Annotated in this window: 27 protein-coding genes, 1 tRNA gene and 1 pseudogene; 13 read left to right on the plus strand and 16 right to left on the minus strand. The window is 72.7% G+C overall.

Going from position 1 to position 24,604, the window contains the following annotated elements; genetic code table 11:
* A pseudogene (locus tag ADL34_RS11680) lies at positions 1 to 235 on the plus strand (hypothetical protein); the annotation flags it as partial.
* On the opposite strand, the gene ADL34_RS11685 reads toward ADL34_RS11680, so the two are convergent.
* Genes ADL34_RS11685 through ADL34_RS11720 form a run of 8 tightly spaced genes read right to left on the minus strand, consistent with a single transcriptional unit; the run spans position 226 to position 9,576 of the window.
* Complete coding sequence (locus ADL34_RS11685; RefSeq protein WP_062666088.1) at positions 226 to 1,338, minus strand: GNAT family N-acetyltransferase; 1,113 nt, start codon at positions 1,336 to 1,338, stop codon at positions 226 to 228. The pseudogene ADL34_RS11680 and the gene ADL34_RS11685 overlap by 10 nt on opposite strands.
* The gene (locus ADL34_RS11690) at positions 1,335 to 2,018 is read right to left on the minus strand and encodes a lipopolysaccharide biosynthesis protein (RefSeq protein ID WP_062666091.1); all 684 of its coding nucleotides are present in this window, start codon (positions 2,016 to 2,018) and stop codon (positions 1,335 to 1,337) included. Before ADL34_RS11690 ends, ADL34_RS11685 begins: the two co-directional genes overlap by 4 nt.
* On the minus strand, positions 2,015 to 3,157 hold the full coding sequence (locus tag ADL34_RS11695) for a glycosyltransferase (RefSeq protein WP_062666093.1): 1,143 nt from the start codon (positions 3,155 to 3,157) through the stop codon (positions 2,015 to 2,017). The genes ADL34_RS11690 and ADL34_RS11695 overlap by 4 nt, the downstream gene beginning before the upstream one ends.
* Positions 3,154 to 3,945 (minus strand): polysaccharide deacetylase family protein, encoded by a 792-nt coding sequence (locus ADL34_RS11700; RefSeq protein ID WP_062666095.1) that lies wholly within the window; start codon positions 3,943 to 3,945, stop codon positions 3,154 to 3,156. Before ADL34_RS11700 ends, ADL34_RS11695 begins: the two co-directional genes overlap by 4 nt.
* Positions 3,935 to 5,644, minus strand: a complete 1,710-nt coding sequence (locus ADL34_RS11705; RefSeq protein ID WP_062666097.1) for a lipid II flippase MurJ — start codon at positions 5,642 to 5,644, stop codon at positions 3,935 to 3,937. Before ADL34_RS11705 ends, ADL34_RS11700 begins: the two co-directional genes overlap by 11 nt.
* Positions 5,641 to 6,978: an O-antigen ligase family protein gene (locus ADL34_RS11710; protein WP_062666099.1), complete on the minus strand. Its 1,338-nt coding sequence runs from the start codon at positions 6,976 to 6,978 to the stop codon at positions 5,641 to 5,643. The genes ADL34_RS11705 and ADL34_RS11710 overlap by 4 nt, the downstream gene beginning before the upstream one ends.
* Before the next feature lie 7 nt (positions 6,979 to 6,985).
* On the minus strand, positions 6,986 to 8,440 hold the full coding sequence (locus ADL34_RS11715) for an exopolysaccharide biosynthesis polyprenyl glycosylphosphotransferase (RefSeq protein WP_062666101.1): 1,455 nt from the start codon (positions 8,438 to 8,440) through the stop codon (positions 6,986 to 6,988).
* On the minus strand, positions 8,437 to 9,576 hold the full coding sequence (locus ADL34_RS11720; RefSeq protein WP_062666103.1) for a glycosyltransferase: 1,140 nt from the start codon (positions 9,574 to 9,576) through the stop codon (positions 8,437 to 8,439). The genes ADL34_RS11715 and ADL34_RS11720 overlap by 4 nt, the downstream gene beginning before the upstream one ends.
* A 370-nt stretch (positions 9,577 to 9,946) precedes the next feature.
* On the opposite strand from ADL34_RS11720, the gene ADL34_RS11725 reads away from it, so the two are divergent.
* Together ADL34_RS11725 and ADL34_RS11730 are read left to right on the plus strand one after the other, a co-directional pair.
* Positions 9,947 to 10,618 carry a hypothetical protein gene (locus ADL34_RS11725; protein ID WP_062666105.1) on the plus strand — a complete coding sequence of 224 codons (672 nt, stop codon included), beginning with the start codon at positions 9,947 to 9,949 and terminating at the stop codon, positions 10,616 to 10,618.
* Positions 10,619 to 10,781: 163 nt separating this feature from the next.
* A complete protein-coding gene (locus ADL34_RS11730; protein ID WP_062666266.1) occupies positions 10,782 to 11,063 on the plus strand; it encodes a hypothetical protein in 282 nt (93 codons plus the stop codon).
* Between the two features lie 165 nt (positions 11,064 to 11,228).
* Here the strand turns inward: ADL34_RS11730 and ADL34_RS11735 are convergent, their stop codons facing one another.
* The 4 genes from ADL34_RS11735 to ADL34_RS11750 all read right to left on the minus strand — a co-directional run bounded on the left by ADL34_RS11735 (position 11,229) and on the right by ADL34_RS11750 (position 13,173).
* A complete protein-coding gene (locus ADL34_RS11735) occupies positions 11,229 to 11,549 on the minus strand; it encodes a hypothetical protein (protein WP_062666107.1) in 321 nt (106 codons plus the stop codon).
* Between the two features lie 60 nt (positions 11,550 to 11,609).
* Positions 11,610 to 11,930: a hypothetical protein gene (locus tag ADL34_RS11740; protein WP_062666109.1), complete on the minus strand. Its 321-nt coding sequence runs from the start codon at positions 11,928 to 11,930 to the stop codon at positions 11,610 to 11,612.
* A 61-nt stretch (positions 11,931 to 11,991) separates the two neighbouring features.
* A complete protein-coding gene (locus ADL34_RS11745; RefSeq protein WP_062666111.1) occupies positions 11,992 to 12,342 on the minus strand; it encodes a hypothetical protein in 351 nt (116 codons plus the stop codon).
* 441 nt (positions 12,343 to 12,783) lie between these two features.
* Positions 12,784 to 13,173: a hypothetical protein gene (locus ADL34_RS11750; RefSeq protein ID WP_234374996.1), complete on the minus strand. Its 390-nt coding sequence runs from the start codon at positions 13,171 to 13,173 to the stop codon at positions 12,784 to 12,786.
* Positions 13,174 to 13,376: 203 nt separating this feature from the next.
* Here ADL34_RS11750 and ADL34_RS11755 point away from each other — a divergent pair, with 203 nt between their 5' ends.
* The 5 genes from ADL34_RS11755 (at position 13,377) to ADL34_RS11775 (ending at position 16,919) form a co-directional block, all read left to right on the plus strand.
* Complete coding sequence (locus ADL34_RS11755; RefSeq protein WP_400090185.1) at positions 13,377 to 14,135, plus strand: beta-glucanase; 759 nt, start codon at positions 13,377 to 13,379, stop codon at positions 14,133 to 14,135.
* Positions 14,136 to 14,232: 97 nt separating this feature from the next.
* Entirely contained in the window at positions 14,233 to 14,823 is a 591-nt protein-coding gene (locus tag ADL34_RS11760) for a vitamin K epoxide reductase family protein (protein WP_062666115.1), read from the plus strand.
* 108 nt (positions 14,824 to 14,931) lie between these two features.
* Positions 14,932 to 15,432, plus strand: coding sequence for a tyrosinase family oxidase copper chaperone (locus ADL34_RS11765; RefSeq protein WP_062666117.1), 501 nt, complete (start codon positions 14,932 to 14,934; stop codon positions 15,430 to 15,432).
* Positions 15,416 to 16,276 (plus strand): tyrosinase family protein, encoded by an 861-nt coding sequence (locus ADL34_RS11770; protein WP_062666119.1) that lies wholly within the window; start codon positions 15,416 to 15,418, stop codon positions 16,274 to 16,276. The genes ADL34_RS11765 and ADL34_RS11770 overlap by 17 nt, the downstream gene beginning before the upstream one ends.
* 64 nt (positions 16,277 to 16,340) lie before the next feature.
* Positions 16,341 to 16,919 carry a DUF2087 domain-containing protein gene (locus tag ADL34_RS11775; RefSeq protein ID WP_062666121.1) on the plus strand — a complete coding sequence of 193 codons (579 nt, stop codon included), beginning with the start codon at positions 16,341 to 16,343 and terminating at the stop codon, positions 16,917 to 16,919.
* An 18-nt stretch (positions 16,920 to 16,937) separates the two neighbouring features.
* Here the strand turns inward: ADL34_RS11775 and ADL34_RS11780 are convergent, their stop codons facing one another.
* Complete coding sequence (locus tag ADL34_RS11780; RefSeq protein WP_062666124.1) at positions 16,938 to 17,897, minus strand: D-2-hydroxyacid dehydrogenase family protein; 960 nt, start codon at positions 17,895 to 17,897, stop codon at positions 16,938 to 16,940.
* 102 nt (positions 17,898 to 17,999) lie between these two features.
* Between ADL34_RS11780 and ADL34_RS11785 the strand changes: the two genes are divergently transcribed.
* The 3 genes from ADL34_RS11785 (at position 18,000) to ADL34_RS11795 (ending at position 21,163) form a co-directional block, all read left to right on the plus strand.
* Positions 18,000 to 18,998, plus strand: a complete 999-nt coding sequence (locus ADL34_RS11785; protein ID WP_062666126.1) for an NAD-dependent epimerase/dehydratase family protein — start codon at positions 18,000 to 18,002, stop codon at positions 18,996 to 18,998.
* Positions 18,995 to 19,777 carry an SDR family NAD(P)-dependent oxidoreductase gene (locus tag ADL34_RS11790; protein ID WP_199835558.1) on the plus strand — a complete coding sequence of 261 codons (783 nt, stop codon included), beginning with the start codon at positions 18,995 to 18,997 and terminating at the stop codon, positions 19,775 to 19,777. Before ADL34_RS11785 ends, ADL34_RS11790 begins: the two co-directional genes overlap by 4 nt.
* A 618-nt stretch (positions 19,778 to 20,395) precedes the next feature.
* Positions 20,396 to 21,163 carry a hypothetical protein gene (locus ADL34_RS11795; protein ID WP_062666128.1) on the plus strand — a complete coding sequence of 256 codons (768 nt, stop codon included), beginning with the start codon at positions 20,396 to 20,398 and terminating at the stop codon, positions 21,161 to 21,163.
* 373 nt (positions 21,164 to 21,536) lie between these two features.
* Here ADL34_RS11795 and ADL34_RS36070 read toward each other — a convergent pair.
* A tRNA-Ser gene (locus tag ADL34_RS36070) sits at positions 21,537 to 21,608 on the minus strand.
* A gap of 95 nt (positions 21,609 to 21,703) precedes the next feature.
* Between ADL34_RS36070 and ADL34_RS11800 the strand changes: the two genes are divergently transcribed.
* Positions 21,704 to 22,459 carry a hypothetical protein gene (locus tag ADL34_RS11800; RefSeq protein WP_159038912.1) on the plus strand — a complete coding sequence of 252 codons (756 nt, stop codon included), beginning with the start codon at positions 21,704 to 21,706 and terminating at the stop codon, positions 22,457 to 22,459.
* Positions 22,460 to 22,740: 281 nt separating this feature from the next.
* Positions 22,741 to 23,271 carry a hypothetical protein gene (locus tag ADL34_RS11805; RefSeq protein ID WP_159038913.1) on the plus strand — a complete coding sequence of 177 codons (531 nt, stop codon included), beginning with the start codon at positions 22,741 to 22,743 and terminating at the stop codon, positions 23,269 to 23,271.
* 161 nt (positions 23,272 to 23,432) lie between these two features.
* Here the strand turns inward: ADL34_RS11805 and ADL34_RS11810 are convergent, their stop codons facing one another.
* A complete protein-coding gene (locus ADL34_RS11810; RefSeq protein ID WP_062666134.1) occupies positions 23,433 to 23,624 on the minus strand; it encodes a hypothetical protein in 192 nt (63 codons plus the stop codon).
* A 276-nt stretch (positions 23,625 to 23,900) separates the two neighbouring features.
* Positions 23,901 to 24,137, minus strand: coding sequence for a hypothetical protein (locus tag ADL34_RS11815; protein ID WP_062666136.1), 237 nt, complete (start codon positions 24,135 to 24,137; stop codon positions 23,901 to 23,903).
* Positions 24,138 to 24,604: the final 467 nt, after the last annotated feature.

Here is a 24,604-nt window from a genome sequence, read left to right on the forward strand (position 1 = left end):
CCCCCAGCCGGCCCCCTCCACACCGGACGCCACCCCGTCCCCGGCCACCCTCCCGGCCCCGGCGACACCCCCCGCCACGCCGGAGCCGGCCGGGGCGGCGACACCGGCCCCGACCCCGGCGCCCACCACCCCGCAGGCCCCGCACTGCACCCTGCTGGACCTGGAGAAGTGGCTGGAGCAGCAGCTCGGCGGCCGGCTCTCCGCGTGCCTGGACTGGGCGGAGCGCTACCGCTGAGCCGCCGGCTCGGCGGCGTCCCGGCGCAGCACCTCCTTGGCCCGCCGCCGCGCGGCCGCCTCCGCGACCGCGGCCCCCAGGAGCGGGGCGGTGCGCCGCCGGGCCAGCAGGAACCGCTGGTTGACGACCGTCGTCGGCAGCCAGCGGTACTTGTACGGCTCCGCGCCCCGCAGCAGGCTCAGCGTGCGCAGCCCGTCCGACCCGAGATGCCCGGTCGCCCCGTGCAGCAGCATCGTCGCCACGTCCACCCGGCGCTGCCGCAGCTGCGGGTCGAAGCCGTACAGGTACATGCCGGCCAGCGCGCCCGACAGCAGCGAGATGTTGACCGCCACCACCGAGCCGTCCAGCACGAACTCCGTCGTCGCCACCTCCCCGGAGCGGGCCAGCGGGACCGCCGCGCGGACCAGGTGCTCCATGAACCGCGGCCGCAGATGCTCGGGCGACACCTGCCGGCCCTGCCACTGCAGCCGGTGCAGCTCCAGGAGCCGGCGCAGCGCGGCCTCCGTGTCCTCGTGGGGCACGACCCGCCACTGCACCCCGAGCCGGGACAGCTGGTTGACCTTGCTGCGGATCCGCCGGGCCCGGCCCGTCGGCAGCCGCCCCACCAGCTCCTCCATGGGGAGCGCGGGCAGTTCCAGGCAGAGCGAGTCGCGCAGCCGCTGCCGCGGACCGCGCCAGGACAGGAACACCCGCTCCATCGCGCCGCCCGGCCGCACCTCGCGGAAGTCCACCAGGGCCGTACGGGCCAGGTCGGCCAGGGCGTCCGCGAGCGCCGCCGCGGCCGGCGCGCCCGCCGCCTCGTCGACCAGCACGTCGCAGAAGTCCGTGATGGTGCCGCCGAGCGGCACCAGCGCCGGCAGCGGGCCGTGCACCCGCATCAGCGGCGCCGCCGCCACCAGTTCGTCACCCCGGCGCACCAGGACCAGCCGCAGCCGGCCCGGCCTGCCGTACGACAGCCACCACGAGTGCAGCCAGGCGTGGCTCTGGAACGCCGTCGCCGACGGGCAGGCCCGGTGCAGCCGGCCCCACGCCTCGGCGAGTCCCGCGAAGGCGTGCTCGTCGGTGCACACCTCCGCCGTCAGCCGCCGTGCGGACGCCGTCATCCGCGGGTCTCCTGGACGTCGGCGGCCCCGGCGGGACCCGGCACCGACGCCCGGCCCAGGTCCTCCTCCGCGCCCGGCCCACCGGACCGCCGGCGCGGCCGGGCCAGCATCGCCAGACCGCCGAGCAGCCCGCCGGCGCTCGCGCCCACCAGCGCGGTCAGCCCCGGCGACGCCGACGACGGCTCGCCCGGGCGCAGCGCACGGGACAGGTTCTCCAGCCGGATGCCGGTCCGGTCCTTGGCGTAGCCCGCCTCGGTGACCAGCGCGCGGGACACGGCGTTGGCGATGTCGACGGCCTGCCCGGGGCTGGACGAGGTCGCCGAGACCGCGACCATCGGCGCGTCCGGCGACGTGGCCACCTCCACGCTCTCGCGCAGCGTCGACACCGGCACATTCGCCCACATCTGGGCGTCCCCGAGCACCGCGAGCTGGGTGGCGACCCGGCCGTAGGCCTGCGCGAAGCCCAGCGCGTCGGTGCAGTCGGCCTCGGTCGTGCCGTTCGGCACGGCCACCACGGAACTGGTCGCCGTGTACTGCGGGGGCTTCACCAGCCCGTACACGCCACCGGCCAGGGCACCGGTCAGCGCGGTGGCGGGCACCAGCGCCCACACGGGCAGCCGTCCGAGCCGGGCACGGGCCCGGTCCCACAGCGGAGCGCGCTCAGCGGGGTTGTCTGTCATGAGGGACTCACTTCCAGGTTCGAGCCGGCCGAAGCGGCCGTGTACAGATCCATCAGCTGCCGCGCGGTCCGCGCGATGTCGTAGTGCCGCACCACGTCCGGGGCGCACCGCTCGGCGGGCCCGACCGCCCGCAGCGCCAGCAGTTCCCGCGCGTACGCCCCGGCCCCGCCGACGACCCGCCGCGCGCCGGGCACCGCCCGCGCCGGCAGGTCCTCGACGGCCGGGCAGCTCGCGTACCGCACGGGCAGCCCGGCGGCCAGCGCCTCCAGCACCGCCAGCCCGAAGGACTCCTCCGGCGACGGCGACGCGAGCACGTCCATCGCGGACAGCAGGGCGGGCAGATCGGGCGCGCCGTCGTGCGGGTCGGGCAGGTACGGCCGTTCACCGGTCAGCACCAGCCGGGCATCGACGCCCCGTTCCCGGGCGGCGCGGCGCAGCGCCGCATCCTCGGGCCCGCCGCCGACCAGCAGCAGCCGTACGTCGTCCGGGAGCTGGGCCAGCGCCGCCACCAGCAGGTCGAACCGCTTGCCGGGGGCCAGACGCCCCACACCGCCGACGACGTACGCGTCCTCGGGCAGCCCGTAGTACGCGCGCGCCTCCTTGCGGCGCACCTCGTCGTAGGAGAACCGGGACGCGTCGATGCCGTTCGGGATGACCCGGATGCGCTGCCCCGGCACACCCCAGCGCCGCAGCCGTTGCGCCACCGTCGGCGAGACGGCGACCGTGACGCGCCCGAGGCGCTCGCCCGCCAGGTACAGCGCCCGCACCCCGGGGCTGTGCGGGCGCCCCTCCAGCCGGGTCGCGCCGATCGAGTGCTCGGTTGCCACGACGGCCCGCACCCCGGCCAGCCGCGCGGCGAGCCGCCCGTACAGGCAGGCCCGGTACAGATGCGTGTGCACCAGGTCGTAGCCGCCGCCCCGGATCAGCCGGGTCAGCCGGGGCAGGACGTCCAGGTCCCGGTTGCCGCCCATCCCGAGGTGGGCGACCCGGACCCCGTCGGCCGCCAGACCGGCGGCGACCGGTCCGGGGTTGGTCAGCGTCACCACGTCGCAGCGCGCCGGGAGATGCCGCAGCAGCAGCCGCAGCTGCTGTTCCGCGCCGCCGACGCCGAGACCGGTGATGACGTGCAGGACCCTCACGCCGCCTCCAGGGCCCGGCCGTAGACGCGGGCCAGCCGCCGCTTGAGCTCCAGCCGCACCGAGTTGTCGGCCTGCCCCATGTGGATGCGGGGCAGCGCGAAGTCGCCGCGGGCCGGCGGGGAGGGCGCGATCGCGCACGCGTAGCGGTAGCCGGCCCGGCGCACGGCGTCGACGGCCCGCGCGTCGTGGTAGCCGTACGGGTAGCAGAACCCGACCACGTCGTCGCCGACGAGCGCGGCGAGCCGCTGCCGGCTCTCGGCGACCTCGGTGTGCAGCACCTCGTCGGGCGCGCGGGTCAGATCGAGGTGCGTCATCCCGTGCGAGGCGACCTCCATCCCGGCCGCCGCCGCCTCGCGCACCCCGTCCTCGTCCAGCAGCGCCTTGCGAGGGCCCGTCGGCTCCCACACGTTCGTGCCGCCGAGCAGCCCGGGCAGCACGAACACCGTGGCCGTGAAGCCGCGGCGGCGCAGCACGGGCAGCGCCTCGCCGACGAAGTCGGTGTAGCCGTCGTCGAAGGTCAGCCCGACCAGGCCGCGTTCGGTGCCCCGGTCCCGGGCCGCGAGCAGCTCGCGCACGCTCACCCCGCGCAGCCCGCGCCCGGCCAGCCAGGCGAGCTGCCGCTCCAGGCGTGCCGGGGTGACGGTCACGTTGTACGGGTCGTCGGGGTCGGTGGAGACCGAGTGGTACATGGCCACCCAGGCGGCGGAGTCCCGCCTGCGGCGGCCCCCCACGACGGGCTGGGGCACGGGTTCGGCCACGCGCGGCGCGGCGGAGATGTCAGCGACCATGACGGAGCTTTCGTGTGAGAGGGCTGCGGACGGAATGCGGGAGGGAAAGCAGCAGGGAGCGGACGCCCGCCGCGTCGAGGAGCCACGCCAGCGCCACGAACACGGCGCTCGCACAGGCGCAGCCGGCGGCGGCGGACAGCGCGGGGGCGTCGGCCAGACCGGCGCCGAACAGCCCGGCGAGGGTGGCGCCCACGGCGGCAGCCACCGGGCGGGCCAGCGCCCCCGCGACCCGGGGGACCCGCACCGGCACCGACTGCGGGCCCAGCCCGAGCAGCAGGAGCAGCGCGGTCAGGGTGATGCCGGCCGCGTTCGCGGCCGCGATCCCGCGCGCCCCCCACGGCCCCACGGCCCAGGCGCTCAGCCCGATGGTGGCGACCGCGCCGATGCCCATGACGGCCGGCGGGTACCAGCTGGTGCGGCCCGTCGAGAAGTACGACCGCACGAGCGCGCCCACCAGGGTGTGCCCCAGCAGCCCGAGCGCGTACACCCTCATGACCGAGGCGGTCGCGGCGGTGTCCCCGGCGGTGAACGCGCCCCGCTGGAACAGCAGCTGCACGATCCCCGGCGCGCAGGCCACCACCACGCTCGTGCCGAACAGCACCACGCAGGCCATCAGCACCAGGTCCCGCTCGACCCGGTCCCGCGCCCGCCGGACGTCGCCCTCGGCGACGGCCCGCGCCACCACCGGGAAGGTCACTACGCACACCATCATCGCCAGCGACATCGGCAACTGGGCGACCTTCTGGGCGTAGTTGAGGTGCGAGATGGCACCGGCCGGCAGCCCGGAGGCGAAGTACCGCTCGATGAGGACCTGCGACTGCCGGCCCACCGCGAACAGCAGCACCGCGCACACCAGGCCCACCGTGAAGGCCCGCACACCGTCCCGGTCCTGACCGGGTGTGCGCGGGGCACCGGTCCCGGCCGGCCGCCGCGCGAGGCGCCGCCACAGCGACGGCGCCTGCGCGAGCGCCATGGCGCACCCGCCGAGCGCGACCCCGAGCGCCGCCGCCCGCACACCCCAGCGCGCGGCGAGTACGGACATCGTCGCGATGATGACCGCGTTGTACGCGATGTAGATGGCGCCCGGCGCGAGATAGCTGCGGTGCGCGCGCAGCGCCGCGCTGCAGTACCCGGCCAGACCGAAGCTCAGCACACAGGTCCCGGTCAGCCGGGTGCAGTCCACCGCGAGCGACGCGTCGGACAGCCCCGGCGCGAGCACCGCGACCAGCAGCGGCGCCCCGAGCACGAGGAGGGCGGCCGCGCCGGCCAGGGCCAGGCACAGCCGCGGCAGCGAGGCGGCCACCAGGGCCCGCACCGGGTCGGGACCGGCCGGCCCGCGCCCACGCCGCGCGAGCGCCAGGCTGAACGCCGGTACGAGCACGAACGCCATGCCGTCCTCGATCAGCAGCGTCGACGCCATCTCCGGGACCGTCCAGGCCACCAGGAACGCGTCGGTCTCCGCCCCGGCGCCGAAGAGATGCGCGAGCGTCTGGTCCCGGCCGAGCCCGAGCACCGCCGCCGCCATCGACAGCGCGGCCGACAGCAGCGTCGCCCGCGCGAGGAAACGCCCCGACACGACCCCCGCCGCGCGGGGCGCGGCGTCCGGCGCGGGACCGGCCGGCCGCGGGACACCGTCGCCCGCCGCAGCGCCCCCGCTCCCCGCCGGGGCGTCCGAGCGTTCCTCCGCGCGGGACCTCACCGGGCCCCCGCTTCCCGGGCCGCGTCCCCGGACAGCGCCCACCAGCCGGCCAGCCCGAGGCAGACCGCCGTCAGCACGGTCGACGGCCCGCCGATGTCGGCGTACAGGAAGTTGACGAGCTGCCACAGCAGCAGTCCGCAGGACACCAGCGCGCAGTCCCGGACGCGGCCCGCACCGCGCCGCAGCCGGCGCAGCGCGCACACCAGCAGTGCCAGCCAGCTGCCCGCGACCGTGACCAGGCCCAGCAGCCCCTGCTCGCTCAGCAGCAGCAGATACATGTTGTGCGGCGACAGCAGCGGCTGCCGCACGAACGCCTGCCCGGCGCCCTCGGTGTCGCTGCCCGACGACAGCGCCAGCGAGGCGTGCCCGTCGCGGTGCGCGGGGAAGCCCTTCAGACCGACACCGGTCAGCGGGTGCGCGCTCCACATGTCCGTGGCGGCCGCCCACATCGTGTACCGGTCGACGACCGACTGGTCAGGGGCGTCGGTGACCTGCGTGATGCTGGTCAGCCGCTCCTCCAGCGCCGCCGCGCCCACCCCGAACCCGCCCACCAGCACCACGGCCGCCGCGACCACGGCCGCGAACACCTTCGCCGCCCGCCGCACCCCGGCCAGCAGCAGGACCACTGCGCAGGTCACGGCCGTGGCGATCCACGCGCCCCGGCTGAACGACACCGCGAGCGGCACGAGCAGCACCGCCGCGCACCCGGCCGCCACCAGCCGCTGCCGCACCGACCGCGTGCCGAGCGCCAGCCCGGTCGCGGCCACCACGCCGAGCGCCACGACGTTCGCCATCCCCATCACGTCGGACGGCCCGAACGTCCCCACCGCCCGGACGAACGCTCCCTGGTACGACGCCCCGGTGCCGGTCAGGTACTGCTTGACGCCGATCCCGCCCTGCCACAGCGCCAGGCCGACCAGGGACCACAGCAGCAGCCGCGCCCCGCGCCGGTCGCGCACCAGCAGCGTCACCGCGACCGGGATCAGCACGAACACCTGGAGGTGCCGGGCCAGTCCGGTCAGCGCGTCCCCGGAGGTCGCGGCGCCCGTCGCGGCCAGCGCGATGCCCACCACCGGCAGCCCGAGCACCAGCACGGCGGTCCGGGACAGCGGCCGCCGCCCGCGTACCACCGCCTGCCCGACGGCACACAGCACGGCCAGCGCCGAGGCCGCGTCGGCCGGAGTGACGGAACCGCCCGCCCGGACCGGGAGACCGAGCAGCACGACGATCGCCACGACCGGCAGCACCGGCAGCAGCGGCAGGACCGGGCGCAGCCGGGGCGGCACGGGCAGCGTGGGCGTGGTCCGGGTCAGGACCGCGGGGGACGTCGTCATCGTGGGCTCAGCTCCCCGTCGGCCGGACGAACTGGGCCGCCGTGCGCAGCAGGATGCAGACGTCCTGCCACAGCGACCATTCGTCGATGTAGGCGTTGTCGTAGCGGGCCCGGTCCTCGATCGAGGTGTCGCCGCGCAGCCCGTTGATCTGCGCCAGCCCGGTGATCCCGGTGCGCATCCGGTGCCGCGCCGGATAGCCGGGGTGCGCCTGGCTGAACCGGTCCACGAAGTACGGCCGTTCGGGCCGCGGGCCGACCAGGCTCATGTCCCCGCGGAAGACGTTCCACAGCTGGAGCAGCTCGTCCAGGGAGGTGCGGCGCAGGAAGTGGCAGAAGCGGCTCATGTCCTGCTGGTTCGCGACGCTCCAGCGGGTCGCCGCCTCGTGCTCGCTGGCGGGCCGGTGCGTGCGCAGCTTCAGCATCGTGAACGGCCGCCCGTCGCGCCCGATCCGCTCCTGCCGGAAGACGACGCCGGGCCCGTCCATGACCCGCAGCGCCAGCGCGCACCCCAGCAGCACCGGGCCGGTCAGGACCAGCAGCGCGCCCGAGAGCAGCACGTCCAGCAGCCGCTTGAGGCCCGCGCCGGGCCGCCGCCCGTCCTCCTGCCGCAGCGGCCTGCGCGCGAAGCCGGCCAGATGCCCGGTCCGCCCGCCCAGGCCGTACGGCCCGGAGTCGGCGTCCAGCTCCCACAAAGCGCACCCCGACGCGGCCAGCCCCCGCAGCACCGCCGCCTGTTCCACCCGGGTCGCGGCCCCCACGACCAGTACCGCCCCCACCCGGTCGCGGGCCAGCGCCCGGCGCGCCTCCAGAGCCGTCGTGAACACCGGCAGCCCCGTCTCGTCGGCCACGTCACCGGGCGCGTCCATGCCCTCGGCGACCAGCCCGACCGGCCGCACCCCGCACCCCGGGCGGCGCAGCAGTGCGGCGGCCACCTGCCGGGCCGTCGCGACCGGGCCGACGATCAGCGCCGGCGACGGCCGCCGCCGCAGCGCCCGGCGCCGCAGCCCCTGCACCACCGCCCGGCCCGCGCACGCCGCCGCACCGTGCACGGCGACGACGGCGACCAGGGCCGACGGCGACAGCGACCACGGCGACAGCGCCGCCACCACCGCCCAGCCGACCGCGATCCGGCCGCAGACGGCCGGCACGTCGTCCAGCGCCCCGCGTACCAGCGAGGTGTCGTACAGCCCGGCCCACCGGTTCAGTGCGAAGACCCCGACCGCCAGGACGGCGAGGACCAGCGGATCCCGGTGCGCGGCGGGCAGCGCCAGCGCCCCCGCCAGGACCGCGACGCCGTCGGCGAGCCACAGCGACAGCCGCGCGTCCGGCCGGCGGCGGCGCGGCCCGCGCCCGGCGGCCGGCCCCCGTCCGCCGGGGAGCCCGCCGGGGGCCGGAACGGAGAGGGCGCCCTCGGGCGCCCGATGCTGCCCCGCGGGCGAGGCGACGAAGCTTTCCGCGGTCATGAGGTGATGCACTTCCTGCCCTCGTAAGGTCCGACGACCGGCGCGGTGGGACCACCGAGCAGCTCGCGGTACACGTCGGTCACGGCGTCCGTGGCGCGCCGCAGATCGTGGGCGGCGAGCGTGTGCGCCCGGGCCAGCGCGCCGAGTTCCGCGCGCAGCGGCGCGTCGAGCAGCAGCGCCGAGAGCGCCCGGGCCAGCGCGGCGGGGTCGTCCGGCGGCACCAGACAGGCCGCACGCGCCGCGGACGGCAGGCTCTCGCGGGCCCCGTCCACGTCCGTCACCACGACCGGCCGGCCGCACGCCATCGCCTCCAGTGGCGCCAGCGCCATGCCCTCCCAGCGGGACGGCAGCACCACGACGTCGGCGGCCCGGTACCAGGGCGCGGCGTCCGCCACGGCCCCGGCGAACCGCACCGAGCCGGGGGCGCCGCGCCGCAGCCGCTCCCCGTCCGGACCGTCACCGACCAGCACCAGCCGGGCGTCCGGCACCCGCCGCACCACCTCCGGCCAGGCGCCGAGGAGCACGTCCTGCCCCTTCTGACGGCACAGCCGGCCCACGCACACCACCAGCGGCACGCCCTCCGCGTCCGCCCGCCCGCCCTCCGGCCGGAACCTCGCGGTGTCCACCCCGTTGGGGACCACCCGCCACTCGGCCCCGATCCCGCGCCGCCGCCCGGTGCGCCGCTCGGCCTCGCTCACGCACACCACCCGGGCCGCCCAGCGCGCCCCCCACCGCTCCCAGCCCAGCGCCACCCGGTTCACGACGGGACCGGCGGCCTCGAACGACCAGGCGTGCGGCTGGAACACCGTCGGCAGGGCGCCGCGCACCGCCAGCCGGGCGGCGAGCCCCGCCTTCGCGCTGTGCGCGTGCACCAGATCGGGCCGCACCTCGCGCACCAGCCGCGCCAGCCGCCGCACCTCGCCGGGCAGCCGGGGTCCCGGAGCACGGGTCGCGTCCCAGCGGCGTACGGCGCAGCCCAGCGCGGTCAGCGTGTCCGTCAGGGTGCCGCCGGGCGGCGCGGCCACCGTCACCCGCCAGCCGACGGCGAGCTGAGCCGCCGCCAGGTCCGCCACGACCCGCGCCACACCGCCCTCGACGGGCTGGGCGACATGCAGGATGTGCGGCGCAACACGCATGACCGAGGCTGCCCTTCCGCAGAAAAGAGTCCGAACCAGCAACACGATGTGTGGCGCGCGTCCCCGCTGTAAGATTCCGCACCCGTTCACCTGGCTCTGTGGTCCAAACGGCCTTTTGGACACATGAGATGAACAGCACCAGCCACTTATCCATATTTATCGCCGATAGGGTCGGCGATCGTGGAGCGGACCCGTTTCCCGAGTGGTTTCCCCTGCCGGACCACCCGTTTGGAGCCGTGGTCCTGGGTGGTTTCCCGCGTCCACCCGATCAGCAGGCCCCGTGCCCTGTTCGGTATCCCCGAATTCGACAGCCCGGTCGAGGGCGGAGACGGTGATCGCACGACCCGAAACTCGCCGGAGGGAAACTCCATTGCGTGCTCCGACCACACGGCACATCGCCTCCTCGGCCCTGTGCACGGCTCTCCTCCTGGGTGCGGTGGCGCCGGCCCTCGCCGCCGGCCCCGACGACACCCGCCCCGCTTCCCGGACGGCCGCCGCGGACCAGCGGGCGGTGCTCCGGGGCCAGACCGGCGCGCTGGCCGGCCTCGGCACCGTCCTGACACCCGTGACCCGCCTGCTGGACGCCGCGCTCGCCGCGGACGACGACCCGCTCACCGCGGCGGAGGCCAAGAAGCTCGCCGAGGCGGCCCGGGAGGCCGTCGCCCAGGCCCGCGAGGAGGCGCTGGCCGAGGCCGAGAAGGAGCTGGCGGCCGCCAGCGAGCAGGCGGAACAGGCCCGTGAGCAGGCGGAACAGGCCCGCAAGGAGGCCGCGGAGGCGCGCGAGGAGGCCCTCACCGAGGCCGGTGTGGACACGGGGACCACCGCCTCGAACCTCACGCCGGGCGCCCTCGACGGCCTGGGCAAGGCCGTGGAGGACCTCCTGGCCGCCCTGCTGTCGGGAGGGACCGGGCAGGTGGACCCGGCGGCCGACAACGTGGTGAAGAAGCTCGTGGACGTATCCGTCGCCACCCTGCTCGACCGCGGCCTGCCCGCCACGAGTCTGCCCGGCCTGCCGTCCACCGAGACCGGGACCGGTGCCTGAGGCGAAGCAGCCGCCGATTCCACGGCCCGTCGGTCCGGCCCCCGCCGGCCCGACGGGTCTTTTCGTATGAGTTCCGGGAACTTGACGACCCCGGGGTTTCCGGCGAGTTCCCGTGTCGTTAGCCCAGGAGAACGACGTATGGATTCACCTGGAAAGGCACATGATGAAGAATCTGAAGGCCGCTGCCGTGGTCGCCGGATCGCTCGCGATCGCCGGCGCCGCTGTTCCCGCCTCCGCCGTGAGCATGCCCGGGAGCGGCCTCGCCGACAACGGCACGGCGGTCACCCGGAGCCTTCCCTCCGCCACGAAGAACGTGCAGCGCACGGCGGAAAAGGTGAAGGCCAATGTCCAGGACTCCGGCGTCGTGAAGACCCCGGTCTTCGGTGGCACCCTGCCGAACCCGGTCGACGGCAAGTTGCTCGGTGGCCTTCCGATCAACAGGTGACGTCGCCGCGTCGTCCGGCGCGACGCGAAGGGCCGGCTCCGTATCGACGGGGCCGGCCCTTCGGCATGTGCGGGGGTGGTGCGGGCAGCGTCCGGACACGCCGATGGCGGCCCACCGGAGAACCGGGGACCGCCATCGGACGACGCTGTGCTCAGAACGGACCGCTCAGAACAGCAGGCCGCCGAGGTGCACCGAGTCACGGCCCTGCTCGACCTTGCCGGTGTTGCAGCCGACGTACTTCGAGTTCGGGGCGATGACAGCGCCGAGGACGGCACCGTTCGACCACGGGGCGATGCAACGACCGTCGATCAGGGTGCCGTTGACGACGGCGAGGCCCTGCTGGGCGTCGTTCACGACGACCGGGGAGGACGAGAAGCCGCTGCCGCCCTTGACGGCGGTGGTGTCGTTGTCCGCCGCGGCGGAGCCGCCGGTCGCGAGAACGATGCCCGCGGCGATGGCCGAAATGGCCGTAACCTTGTTACGCATGTACTGAGCCTTTCCGGGCTGCGTGTGGGTTTACCTGCTGCGAATTGCTCGGAGCAGGGGTCAGAAAAGGAGGCCGCCCTTGTGGAAGGAGCCGCGGCCCTGCTCGACGGTGCCGGTGTTGCAGCCGACGTACTTCGAGTTCGGGGCGATGACGGCGCCGAGGACGGCACCGTTGGACCAGGGGGCGATGCAACGGCCGTCGACAGCGGTGCCGTTGAGGACGATGACGCCCTGCTGCGGCTCGTTCACGACGACCGGGGAGGACGAGAAGCCGCTGCCGCCCTTGACGGTGGTGGTGTCGTTGTCGGCCGCGGCGGAGCCGGCGGTGGCGAGGACGATGCCCGCGGCGACCGCGGAAATGGCCGTAACCTTGTTGCGCATGTGCTGAGCCTTTCCTGGCTGCGTTGTGGTTTTACCTGCTGCGACGCGGTCGGAGCAGGAGTCAGAAGAGCAGGCCGCCGCCGTGGACGGCCTTGCGGCCCTGCTCGACCTTGCCGGTGTTGCAGCCGACGTAGTGCGAGTCGGGCGCGACGGCGGCCGCGATGACGGCGGCACCGTTGGACCACGGCACGGCGCAGCGAAGGTCGACGAGGGTGCCGTTGGCGATCAGAACGCCCTGCTGCGGCGCGTTCACGACGACCGGCGACGAGGAGAAGCCGCTCCCGCCCTTGACGGTGGTGCTGGAGCTGGTGGAGCCGTCGCCGCCGTAGCTGCCGCCGGCGGAGGCGATGCCGGCGCTGCCGACGACGGTGCTGAGGGCGAGGGCCGTGATGACCGCGAACTTCCTGGGCAACTCGGTTCCTTCCTGAATTCACGGTTGCGCACGCTTACGAAAAGGAAACCCGTATATGCAGGCATAAGTCACGGCGAGAACAATCAAACGCGCAGAGATTCCTTCGGATGGCTCAATGAGCGCGCCGTGCGGCACGGACCGCTTTAGGCTCATTCCGGGGTCGTCCGTGCTATTACCACCGAGGGTCGAATAGCGCTCCGCTCAGGCCCGTCGGGCGGCATGCGTCCGGCCCACCGGCAAGGGGAGGGCCGGTGGGCCGGAGAGTTGGTTCACGGGGTGCCGGTCGGCCGGCGGGCCCGTCGTCCACGGAGCTGGAATTGCGGGTCCGGATCCAGCGTCCGGGCCTGCCGCCGCGCTTCGGCCGCCGAGAACCGGATCAGAGTCTCGGAAATTCCGGAGCCGGCTTTCGCCGGCCTGCCGACGCGTGAGAAGGCCGGGCCGTCACTTCTTGGGGAGCAGGGTGCCGAGACCGGCGGAGGTCGGCGCCTTCAGCGGGTGCACCTCGACGGAGCCGCTGCCGGCCGGGTTCTTCACCGGGATCGTGGGCCGCTTGGCCGCGTTCGGGTCCATGCCGTCCAGGTAGATGCCGGACACCGAACCGGACTTCTGGTCGAACGCGGTGCCATTGGCGACCTTGCCCTCCTTGGCCAGCCGCGTCACTACATCCGTGGCCGGCAGGACCGCCGGGGACACCTTGGTCGGGGACGCCAGCCCCAGCGGACCCGTGGACGAGCCCGCACCCCCCGTGGCGGCCGACGCCGCGACGGCCGAACCGCCCACAAGACCCGCACCGATAGCCAACGCCGCAGTGGTGAAAACTGCCTTCTTCATGATTCACCTCGCATGAAAGTTCCTCTGATCCAACGGTGGGAGAACATAGCAGTCCCTCTGCGGCAAAAATGCGGCCCGTTGCTCCATACGCGTGAAACCGGTCGGGGTGAAGAATGCAATACGCAGAGGCATTCGGAGGGATTGGCATCTGGTCCGCGAATCAATTCATCGTATGGTGCCCCTAGTTCTGGTACACCACGTGCATGATCGGAAAGCTGAATTTCAGCGCGCTCGCCACCATGATCACGGAGGGTGTCAAGTTCGCGGCACCCCGGACCCCCGACCGGACCCTCGTCTGGGCGGAGGAGTTCGACGCCCCCCTCGACTGGGGCGCCCGATGGGTCGGTGACCGGACCAGCGCCTACCGCTACTGCGACCACAACCCGGACGACAACAAGCTCGACTGGCTCGACCCGCACTGCGTCACCGTCTCCGGCTCCGTGGCGACCTTCGCCGCCGCACCGTGCGGACGCACCCTGGAGAACGGCCTCCCCGCCTGGCGCACCGGCCTGCTCACCACCGAGTACTCCCAGGAGGGCTTCCAGGTCAGGACCGGCGACCACATCGAGACCCGGGTCCTGCTGCCCTCCGCCACCGGGGCCTGGCCCGCCCTGTGGACGTGGAAGGACGGCGCCAACGAGGTGGACACCTTCGAGTACCACCCGGACAACCCGCATCTGCTGGAACTGTCCAACCACGTCCGCGACGCCACGAGCTACCACACCGACGGCCGCACCATCGCCCCGGACACCTGGGTGACCATCGGCACCACCTACGGAGAACGCTGCGTCGAGTGGTTCGTCAACGGCGAGCGCGTCTACGCCGACGGCACCGGCGTCGGCCCCGACTGGTCGGCGTACCTGGTCCTCAACCTGTCGCTGTGCGCGGGGGAGCACCACCCGCCGCCCTGCGGCCCCGCGCCCATCACCTTCGGTGTCGACTACGTGCGCGTCCACCGCTGACCCCGGCTTCGCTCGATCGGGCGGCCGGCCCGAACCGGGTCGGCCGGCCGGGTGAGCGCGGGCCGGACCGCCGCCAGGCCGCCGGTAGGGTCGCGCGATGGCCACCGACACGAGGGCGCGCGGCAGCCGCCCGTTCGCCCTGCTGCTCGTCCTGTGCGGAGCGGCCGGGCTGCTCGCCTCCTGGGTCATCACGCTCGACGAGTTCAAACTGCTGGAGGACCCGGACTTCACCCCCGGCTGCAGCCTCAACCCGGTGCTGTCCTGCGGCAGCGTGATGGAGAGCGACCAGGCCCAGGTCTTCGGCTTCCCCAACCCCATGCTGGGCCTGGTGACGTACGGAGTCGTCGTCTGCGTCGGCACGAGCCTGCTCGCCGGGGCCGCGTTCCCGCGCTGGTACTGGCTGACGTTCGGGGCGGGCTGCCTCTTCGGCGTCGGGTTCGTCTCCTGGCTGCAGTTCGAGTCCCTGTACCGGATCAACGCGCTGTGCCTGTGGTGCTGCCTGGCGTGGATCGCCACCATCACGCTGTTCTGGTACGTCACGTCCTTCGTCGTCCGCGCCGGCCTCCTGCCCGCCCCCGCCCCGGTGCGGTCCTTCCTCGCCGACTTCACCTGGGTCCTGCCGGTCCTGCACGTCGGCGTCGTCGGCATGCTCGTCCTCACCCGCTGGTGGGATTTCTGGACAAGCTGACCATTGCTGCACTCGGGGCGACACGGCCCCCCTCGGGCGCCGGAGGTGACCGCGCGGCGACCCGGACTGTTACTCGTACGAACAGCCGACCAGTACGAGGGGTGAGCCATGGACTTCAGCGCGGGCCGGGAATCGTCGAGGGCACGGCGGACGGACACCTGCGCGACCGGTGAACCGGTGTCACGGACCCGCAGGGAGGCGGGCCGCTGGCTGCTGGCCTCCGCCGTCGTGACGCTGGCCCCGTTCATCACCGCGTCCCGTCCGCACCCCACCGGCCCCGACGCCCCCGTGCCCGGCGCCGACGCCCCCTTCGACGAGACCTACCTGGGCCGCCGTATCCGCGGCGCGCCGGTCGCCCTCGGCAGCCGGGCCGCCCCCGTCCTCGAATGGCGGGTCACCGTCGACGGGCGGCCCCTGCACCTGATGCGCCGCGCCGACGGCTCCTGGCTGAGCATGGTCGACCACTACGGCTGGTACCGGACCCCGCTGGAGGCGACCCGCGCGGCCGTCGACGAACTGGGCCCGCGCGGCCAGTTGCGCGACCTCGCCCCCGGCCCCCTCCACGGCGGGCACCCGCACGGGGAGGGACAGCATGGCGTACGTGCGTAAGGACGTCAGCCGGCTGACCCGCGCCGAGCGCCGCCGGTTCGTCGAGGCGCTCCTCGAGGTCAAACGGCGGGGCGTGTACGACGAGTTCGTACGGCTGCACATCACGCACTTCGTCGGCGACGGCGACCGGGGCCTGCGCGCCGCCCACATGACGCCGTCCTTCCTCCCCTGGCACCGCAGGTTCCTGCTCGACCTGGAGAACGCGCTGCGCCGCGTCGACTCCTCGGTGACGGTGCCGTACTGGGACTGGACGCGCCACCGCGGCACCACCGGTGTGCCCTGGACCGACGACCTGCTGGGCGGGAACGGCCGGCCCGGCGACCGGCAGGTGATGACCGGCCCGTTCGCCTACCGCGGCGGCCACTGGACGATCCGGGCGGGCGTCTCGGACGGCGTGTTCCTCACCCGCGACCTGGGCCGCTCCCGCGGACCGATCGACCTGCCCACGAAGGCCGACCTCCAGCAGGCGCTGGACGACCCGGTCTACGACGTGGCCCCCTGGAACTCCACCTCCCCGCGGGGCTTCCGCAACAAGCTGGAGGGCTGGGGCCGGGGCCGCGACTCGTGGCGCAACCACAACCGCGTGCACCGCTGGGTCGGCGGGCACATGGTCGGCGGCGCGTCCGTCAACGACCCCGTCTTCTGGCTGGTCCACGCCTTCATCGACCTGCAGTGGCAGCGCTGGCAGCAACGCCACCGCAAGCACCGCTACCTCCCCGCCCGCCCGCCCGGCAAGGACAGCGACCAGTACCGGCGGATCGTCTCCCGGAACGAGAAGCTGCCGCCGTGGGACGTGACCCCGGACGACCTGGAGGACGTCTCCACGATCTACAAGTACGCGTAGCGCCTGCCCCCGGTCGCCGGAAATTCGCTCGGCACGGCCCCGCCGGGCGCACTAGCCTCCCCGCATGGCCACCGAACCCGAGTCCGCGGAACAACTCGTCCGGCTGTTCGCCGAGGAGAGCCGGGCCCGCGCCTTCGCGGCCGTGGCACTCGGAGCGGGAACCACCGAACAGGTGGCGCGGACCGCCGCCCTCTCCCCGCGGGAGACGGCCGCGGCGCTCCGGCGCCTGCGCGAGCAGGGCGCGGTCACCACGGGCGACGACGGCGATCTGCGCGTGGCCTACGAGGTGTTCCGCGCGCGGGCCCGGGCGGACACCCGGACCGAACCCGGCACGGGCGAACGGGTGACCGGGCAGACCGACATGGTCCTGCGCGCCTTCGTACGCGACGGCCGGCTCGTACGGCTGCCCGCGCGCTGGACCCGCAAGAAGCTCGTCCTGCGCCACATCGCCGAGCAGACGTTCGAGCCCGGTGTGGAGTACCCCGAGCGCGCGGTCGACGCGAAGCTGCGCGCCTGGTGCGAGGACAGCGGCGAGATCGACCATGTGACCCTGCGTCGCTACCTCGTGGACCTGCACCATCTGCACCGCGGCGACGGCGTCTACCGGCGCCCGCCCGCACCCCCGCGCGACGGGACCGCCTGACACGCCCCCCGGCCGGCCTCAGGGAAGCCGCCGCACCGGAGACCCGTCCAGCCAGGCCCGGATGTCCTCCACGGCCTGCCCGTAGTACGTGGCGTAGTTGGCCTGCGAGACATACCCGAGGTGCGGGGTGGCGAGCAGCCGGGGAGCCGTGCGCATCGGATGATCGGCGGGCAACGGCTCGACGTCGAAGACGTCCACACCGGCACCCGCGATACGGCCCTCGTGCAGGGCGGCGAGCAGGGCGTCCTGGTCGACGATGGCCGAGCGGGACGTGTTGACCAGGTACGCCGTCGGCTTCATCAAGGCGAGTTCGGACGCGCCGAGCAGCCCCCGGGTACGGTCGCCGAGCGCGAGATGCACGGACACGAAGTCGCTGTCGGCCAGCAACTCCTCCTTGGACGCGGCCAGATGGACGCCCACCTCGTCGGCGTACTCCTTGCTGAGGTTCTGGCTCCAGGCGGTCACCCGCATCCCGAAGGCGAGGCCCACCTGGGCCACCCGGCTGCCGATCTTGCCGAGGCCCAGCAGCCCGAGGCGCCGCCCGTGCAGATCGCAGCCGACCGTGCTCTGCCACGGCCCGCCGGACCGCAGGGACCCGCTCTCCTCGACGATCCCGCGCGCGAGGCCGAGCAGCAGCGCCCAGGTCAGCTCGACCGGCGGCGTCGAGGAACTGGCGGTGCCGCACGCCGTGACGCCGTGCGCCTCTGCGGCGGCGTAGTCGATGACCGAGTTGCGCATGCCGGACGCCACCAGCAGCCTCAGCCGGGGGAGCCGGGCGAGGAGGGAGGCGGGGAAGGGGACCCGTTCGCGCAGGGTGACCACGATGTCGAAGTCCGCGAGCGCCGCCGCGAGGCTGTTTTCGTCCGGGAAGTGCGTGGTGAACGGCACGACCTCGACCTCGTCCGCGACCGGCGACCAGTCGGCGATGCCGGTGGCCACGTCCTGGAAGTCGTCGAGCAGGGCACAGCGCAGACGCACGGGATCACTCCTCCATCGGTTCCGATGAGGGGACTCTACGGAAGGGGGTGCCGGGACCGGCGGTTGTACGGTGATCACCGGTGATCGTCAGGGAGGGACACCGTGTCACCACGCGTACTCGTCACCGGGGCAAGCGGCTTCGTCGGAGGCCATGTCGCGGCGTCGCTGCGGGAGTTGAGGGACCCCGGAGGTGGCGGGCCTGAGATCCGGCTGCTGGTGCGGAGCGCGCCGGAACCGTCACCCGGGCCGGAGGCGGTACGGGCTGATCCGGATACGCCACCCGGGCCGGAGGCGGTACGGGCGGACCTGACCGCCCCGGAGACGCTGCGCGGCGTCTGCGACGGCGTCGACGTCGTGCTGCACTGCGCCTCGCACGTCGGCTCCGACGAACGGCTGACGCGGGCGGTGAACGATCACGGCACGCGTGCACTCGTCGCGGAGGCGGTGCGGGCCGGGGTGCGGCGGATCGTGTACGTGAGCACGGCGGCGGTGTACGGCCGGGGCCCCTTCACGCGCGCCGTTCCGGCCGACCTGTCACCGGCCCCGACCTCCCCGACGAGCCGTGCCCGGGCGGCCGCCGAACGGTACGTGCTGGACGCGGGTGGCGTGGTCCTGCGCCCCCACCTGGTGCTCGGCACCGGTGACCGATGGGTGGTGCCGGGTGTGGCGGCCCTGCTGGGGGCACTGGGGGCGCCCTTGAAGGACTGCGAGGCCCGGCACTCGTTCGTGGCCGTGACGGCGTTGGCGAAGGCGGTAGTGACCGTCGGGCTGGCGGAGAGGTCGTCGGTGGGGCTGTCGGAGGGGCTGCCGGACTCCGCCCTGACAGGCGCGCATCACGTGAACCACCCGCGCCCGGCACGCACGTCGGAGCTGCTGGAGGCGATCTCGAGGCACCTCGCCCTGCCCCTGCCGGGCGCGCCGCTCACGGTGGAGGAGGCACGCGCGACCCTGCGGGACCAGCCCCGACTGCTGCACCACCTGGACATGCTGGCGGTGGACCACTGGTTCGCGGACGACGAGTGGTGGGGAGCAGTGCCCGGGACCGGGAACGGGACCGGGACCGCGGACGTCTCCGTGGCTTCCTGCCTGGGAACGCCGTGAAGGCCGCCGTACGCCCGTTGACGGGCAAGGTGGCGCTGGTGACGGGAGCGGGCCGGGGCATCGGCGCGGCGATCGCCCGACGGCTGGCCCGGGACGGGGCACTGGTCGCCGTGCACTACGGACACAGCGAGGCCGCGGCACGGGACGTCGTCGCGGGGATACGCGAGGCGGGCGGGCGCGCGTTCACGGTGAGGGCGGTGCTGGGGGTGCCGGGGGACGCGGAGGCGGTGTTCGAGGCGTTCGACGCGGGGCTGAAGGAAGAAGAGGGCGCCGAGGGCGGTGCGCTCGACATCCTGGTGAACAACGCCGGGGTGAGCGGTTCGGGCCCGGTGGGGCAGGCGGTGCCCGAGATCTTCGACCGCATGATGGCGGTCAACGCGAAGGCGCCCTTCTTCCTGGTGCAGCAGGCCCTGCCACGGCTGCGGAGCGGCGGCCGCGTCATCAACATCTCGTCCCTCGCCTCCCGGCGGGCGTTCCCGGAATCGCTGGCGTACGCGATGTCCAAGGGCGCGCTGGACACGATGACACTGGCCCTGGCGAAGGAACTCGCCCCGCGCGGGATCACGGTCAACGCGATCGGCCCGGGGTTCATCGAGACCGACATGAACGCGCGCCGCAGGACGACCCCCCAGGCCCGCGCGTCCCTGGCCTCCCGCTCCGCCTTCGCCCGGATCGGCACCCCGGCCGACGTGGCCGACGTGGTGGCGTTCCTGGCGTCGGACGACTCACGCTGGATCACCGGGCAGTACGTGGAGGTGAGTGGGGGGACGGACCTGTGAGGACACGCGTGCCGGAGCTTCCCGTCCGCCACCGGCCACGGCGAACCCGGAGGCCTCGTCCCACGGGACCGCCTTCCACAAGCTGCTCAAGCCTCACGGCCGGGTACGACAGGGCAACTTCCCCACAGGGCCCGCGGTCCTTGGACCACCCTCACAACCACGTAAGGCAAGTTGTGCACCCACTACTCGGAGGCGGAGCTGTGGCACTGGTCCGCAAGGGATCACGACGGATCGTCATCGACGGCACGGCCTATCGCTGGAGGCTGCGCGGGAGGCCGACGTACTCCCAGGGACTGGGCTGGTCGCCATGCACGTTCGCGGTCGGGCACGCGGACACCGCGGGCATGACGCTCGTGGTTACCACCGACCAACCCCATCCCAGTAACTGGCTCGACCACGAGGCTCGCCCGGTACTGCCGTCCGCCGTTGCCGCGGCCGTTCGCCTTGCCTTGCGTGCGGGGTGGGCGCCGACGGAACCAGGGCCCCCGTTCCACCTCGACCGGTCCGCCGGATTCGAACCCTCGTCCTGGACGGTGTAGAGGCTTCGGACTTCGCCGGGTAAGGTGTCGATCTTCGGCCGGCGGAAGCCGTACGGAGTCCTCGAAAGCCAGGCACATCATGCGTATGGCCGACCACCCGGCACGCCGCCGTCTCGGCGCCGCCCTGGACAAGCTCTCCGTCACCTTCCGCGGCATGACCGACCGTCCGGACGAGCACAACTGCGAGTGTCACTGGGGAAGTCCGGAGGAACTGTCCCTCCTGAAGACGCCGGACGTGGAACTGGACCCGGACCTCTTGCACCGGACCTGGCGGGCGACCGACTGGTCCGACCACTCGGCCGTGCTGCGTCGCATCCTGCCGCAGTTCGCCAAGGCCCTGGTCGCCGGTCGCGTGGAGCCCTTGTTCGGGCTGGAGGAGGCCGGGTACTCCTTCGCCCGCGCCCGCTGGCAGCAGTGGCCCGACCAGCACGCCGATCCGGTACGGGAGTTCCTGCACGCATGGTGGCTGCAAAGCCTCACCGATCCGGACGCCGCCGTGCCGGCACACCAGGTCTTCGCCATGTGCGCCGAGGCCTCCGGAACGGTCGGCCCCTGGCTTGCCGACTGGGAGAAGGAGACCGGGTACCTCAGCGACCGACGTCTCGCCGAGGCGGCCGCGGAATGGGAGTACGAGCTTCTGGGAGACGGTCTGCCATGGCACGTCGACTGGTACGAGCACGACGAGGAGGCGACGCGCGTCGAACTGGTCGCCTGGCTCCTCGGCCCCGCCACCGTCCGGCTTCGCGAGTCGGGCGCCTCGGCGGATCTCCAGCACCGGATACGGCTGCTCGGCCTCACGGGCATGGACCGCTACATGGATCCGCACTGGCCCGGCCACCGCTACTGACGGCCGGCGGGTGGCGAGGTGTCCGCGAAGCGGTTCAGGCAAGGGACAGCCGGTGATCTTCTGTTCCAGAGGGGTGAGAACGGCGGCATCCTCGCTGGTTCCGTCATGCGCCGCGCCTGGCGGGGCGCTAGCGCGGCAGCACTGCCTCCCCACGTCTTCGAGTCGCCGACCGGTATGCGGGTGTACGACAACCGTCACACTCGCCTGATCAAGCGCCGCGAGGATTGGGTTCCGCCCGCTCAGGTGGCCGAGTGGGCCGGGAACAGCGTGCCTGTGCTGCTCGCCATCTACGCCCGATGCGTGGAACGGCAGCGTGTGGCTGAACCTGCCCTGAACAGCAAAAACGCCCTCCCGAGGGAGGGCGGAGACTGGGCGCCCCCGGCAGGACTCGAACCTGCGGCCAAGCGCTTAGAAGGCGCACTGTCGGTTTAGCCTCGCCAGGCGCCTGAGCTGCACAGTTGTGCAGCCTACCGAGTGCTCGTCGAAGAGCCTCGACACGCATTCGACAGGGCACCCAAACCCTGCCGACGCCCTCGCCGCATGCGGACGAACCTGACTGCCTTGTCAGTGCCGGATGCAACACTGTCTCGCTGCTTCATCATTGGGGAATCGATGGACGAGATAGAACGAGTAGTCGTTGCCGCTGGGCACCTGGCACTCAAACCGCGAGGCCCTCGGTGGGCCCATGCCTCCCTGTGTGTCCTGGACGCCGTCTTCTCTATCAACGCCCACTACGAGCGGCACACGGTCCCGACCTGCCACCGCTACGCGGCCTGGGCTGGCATCTCAGTTCCGCTGTCAGGAAGTGCGCAGCTCCCTGTCCCCGACGAGCAACCGCTTCAGGGCTTCGTTACGCACATCCAGACCCACGGAGCAGCGGCCTTCTCTTCCGAGGTCTTGCAGAACAGGCAGCGCACACGGGCAAACCGCGAAGCCCCACTGAAGGCGGAGGCCGCCCGTCAGTACGCCGAGATCCTGGTATCCCACGGCATCGCAACCCTTGCTGATGCCAACGCGCTACTCGCTGACTTGGATAAGCTGCAGGCCGTTGAGCGTGACCTCGCGGGGGTGGCCGGCCACGGATCAGGCGCACGTCTCGCCTACCTGTGGATGCTCTTGGGAGACGACAGCCGCATCAAGCCGGACCGCATGGTTCTTCGATGGTTGCAAACAGTGCTGCAGCGCACGGTGACCGCGGCCCAGGCGATCGGCCTCATCACTGAGGCTGCGGCACGCTCGAGGTGCACACCGTGGGAGCTAGACCACGCGATCTGGGAAAGCCAGCGGAAGGTCTGACCGCAGCGAGCGTGCGCGTCTCTGGGAGACCCGCTCGACAGCCATTCGCACCCGGCTCCGGAGGGCCTTACGGTCCCAGAGGTATGCGCTGGTCAGGGCTTCGTGGCCGACCAATGCGCGAGCACGGGTCCACAAGTAGTCCACTTCCGTCCGCTCTTGGAGGGCGTCACACTGTTAGGCCTGTGTCCAGCTCTGGGGGAGGGATTATGGACGCGGCGGGGACCTTCTGGGATGGCAGCGGGTCAGCCCTGGTTGGCTCTGCGCTCTCTGGCCTGCTCGCCGTGGGAACGTTCTACGCTACGCGGTGGCACGAGCGGAAGAGCGCGCGAGAGCAGTTGGCTTATCAGGCAGCAGAGGACATCGCGCGAGCCTTGCTTGATCTGGAGGCGGCTCTCAGCCCACCGCCCTGGAACGGGGAGCGCGGCGACTGGATGGCGTTATGGAGGGCTGCCGATGAGTTCGGCGACGTGTGTGTGGTCCGCAACGCAGCCTTGTCGGAAGTGCATCTCCTTCGCGCTGTGGCGGAGATCTACAACATGGTCTACGACGCTCTCTGGATCTTGAGGCGACAGGCAGGTGACAATCCGACGCCTGTGGCCGCTGTGGATGCCGATGAGATCCTCGGGGACACAACGCTGTACCTGGAAGAGGTCGTCAATGCTCTGCTCGAATGGCGACGCAAGGGCGTCGGTCGCATGCCGACAGTCCCTGATCTTCTGTGGCGGCGAGTGCTGGAGGTTGAGTCGCCACGAATGACCGTCTCGGCGCCTCCGCCTCGGCGAAGAATCTTGGGCAGAGGACGGAGGGGGTGAGATACACCCTGCCCGACCGCTACCCCTGGGGGGAAACCCGTATGGTCCGGGGATCTGACCTGGGGCTTCCTGAGTAGCGGCGCGGGCTCACCTGTCACTGTTGCTTGCCGTTGGTCAGCCTCGGGCGACCTCGCACGGCCCAGGGACGGCCCAGCCGTGCATCAGCAGTAGGGGATAGCCTTGCCCAGTGAGCGACCCAGGGTGCTGATCACCCGCCCCAACCGCTCGTTCGTTTCGTGAGGCAGCGGCGGGATGGTCCCGCCGGCGGCGAGGTGCTCGCCCACTAGCCAGAGCACTTCGTGCAGGTCCTCGGCACTGGCGCGGTCCAGTCGAAGCACAACGTCATCCGTCATGACGGCAAACTAGCCGTGCGACCAGGCACTTAGAAGATGCGGGCAAGCCTCGGTGGGGCCGCCTGAACGACCTACGCATGGCGCCATGCTGGGATGCTGAGTGCCGCTACCGTCCGCCGTCGTTGCCGTCACTGCCGTTGACACTGCTGCCGTGCGACACCCGCTTTAGGAGTTCGATCACCGGGGCCTTACAGCAGTTGGAACGGCGGGACGGGAGGCCGTCGTCAGCCGCTCAGGGCTGCTGCTATCCACCGTCGTTGATGTCAGCTGTGGATGTCAGAACGGGAGCTGTTCTGCCTCCTCAGGGATCCGCCGGGCGAACTCGTCGACGACCTGCGGTACGACTCGTTGGGCGTCTTCCTGCCGTAGTGCTTCGAGGAGGGCTTGCCGGACCGTCGCGTACGGCCGCCCGGCGTGAGAGGAACGGGTCCGGCTGACTGCCCGCTCGACCTTCGCCAGATGGGCCGCCACTATCGGCATCGCCTTGTCGTACTCGCTCGGGTCGGTGGCCACGGGACCAGCCGATCAGGGCGTACCCACGAGGTCAAGACGGGCGGTAGACCATCAGCTTGGGAAGCTTGGGGCTTCGGAGGGCGGTTGTGGGGCTGACTAGCGGCGAAGCGGCTGTACGACCTGGCAGGCCGACTTCCTGTTCCCCGCCATTCCCCGTGGTTCCCCGCACGACCTGGCACGGATCTGGCACGCGATTACCGTGTCTCTGGTGGCCTGGGGGCTTCTTTGTCGATCAGCCCGTTAACGAACTCGACTGCGAACCGGTGCGACTCGGTTGAAACGTCCGTGGCTGCACCGGCGTACCAGCGGAAGGTGTCTAGCTCTCGTTCGGCGGAGGTCAACCATCGGGCCAGGCGGTTAAGCCTCCCTTCGCTCAGCCTGATCGCTGCTTGGTGGACCCACGCCTCATCTGGCCCCGTGTAGGTCTCCAGAGCCATGACGGCCAGCTCTACCAGGCCCGGCCCGAA

The organism is Streptomyces sp. NRRL WC-3605, from assembly GCF_001509795.1.
GTDB lineage: Bacteria > Actinomycetota > Actinomycetes > Streptomycetales > Streptomycetaceae > Streptomyces > Streptomyces viridochromogenes.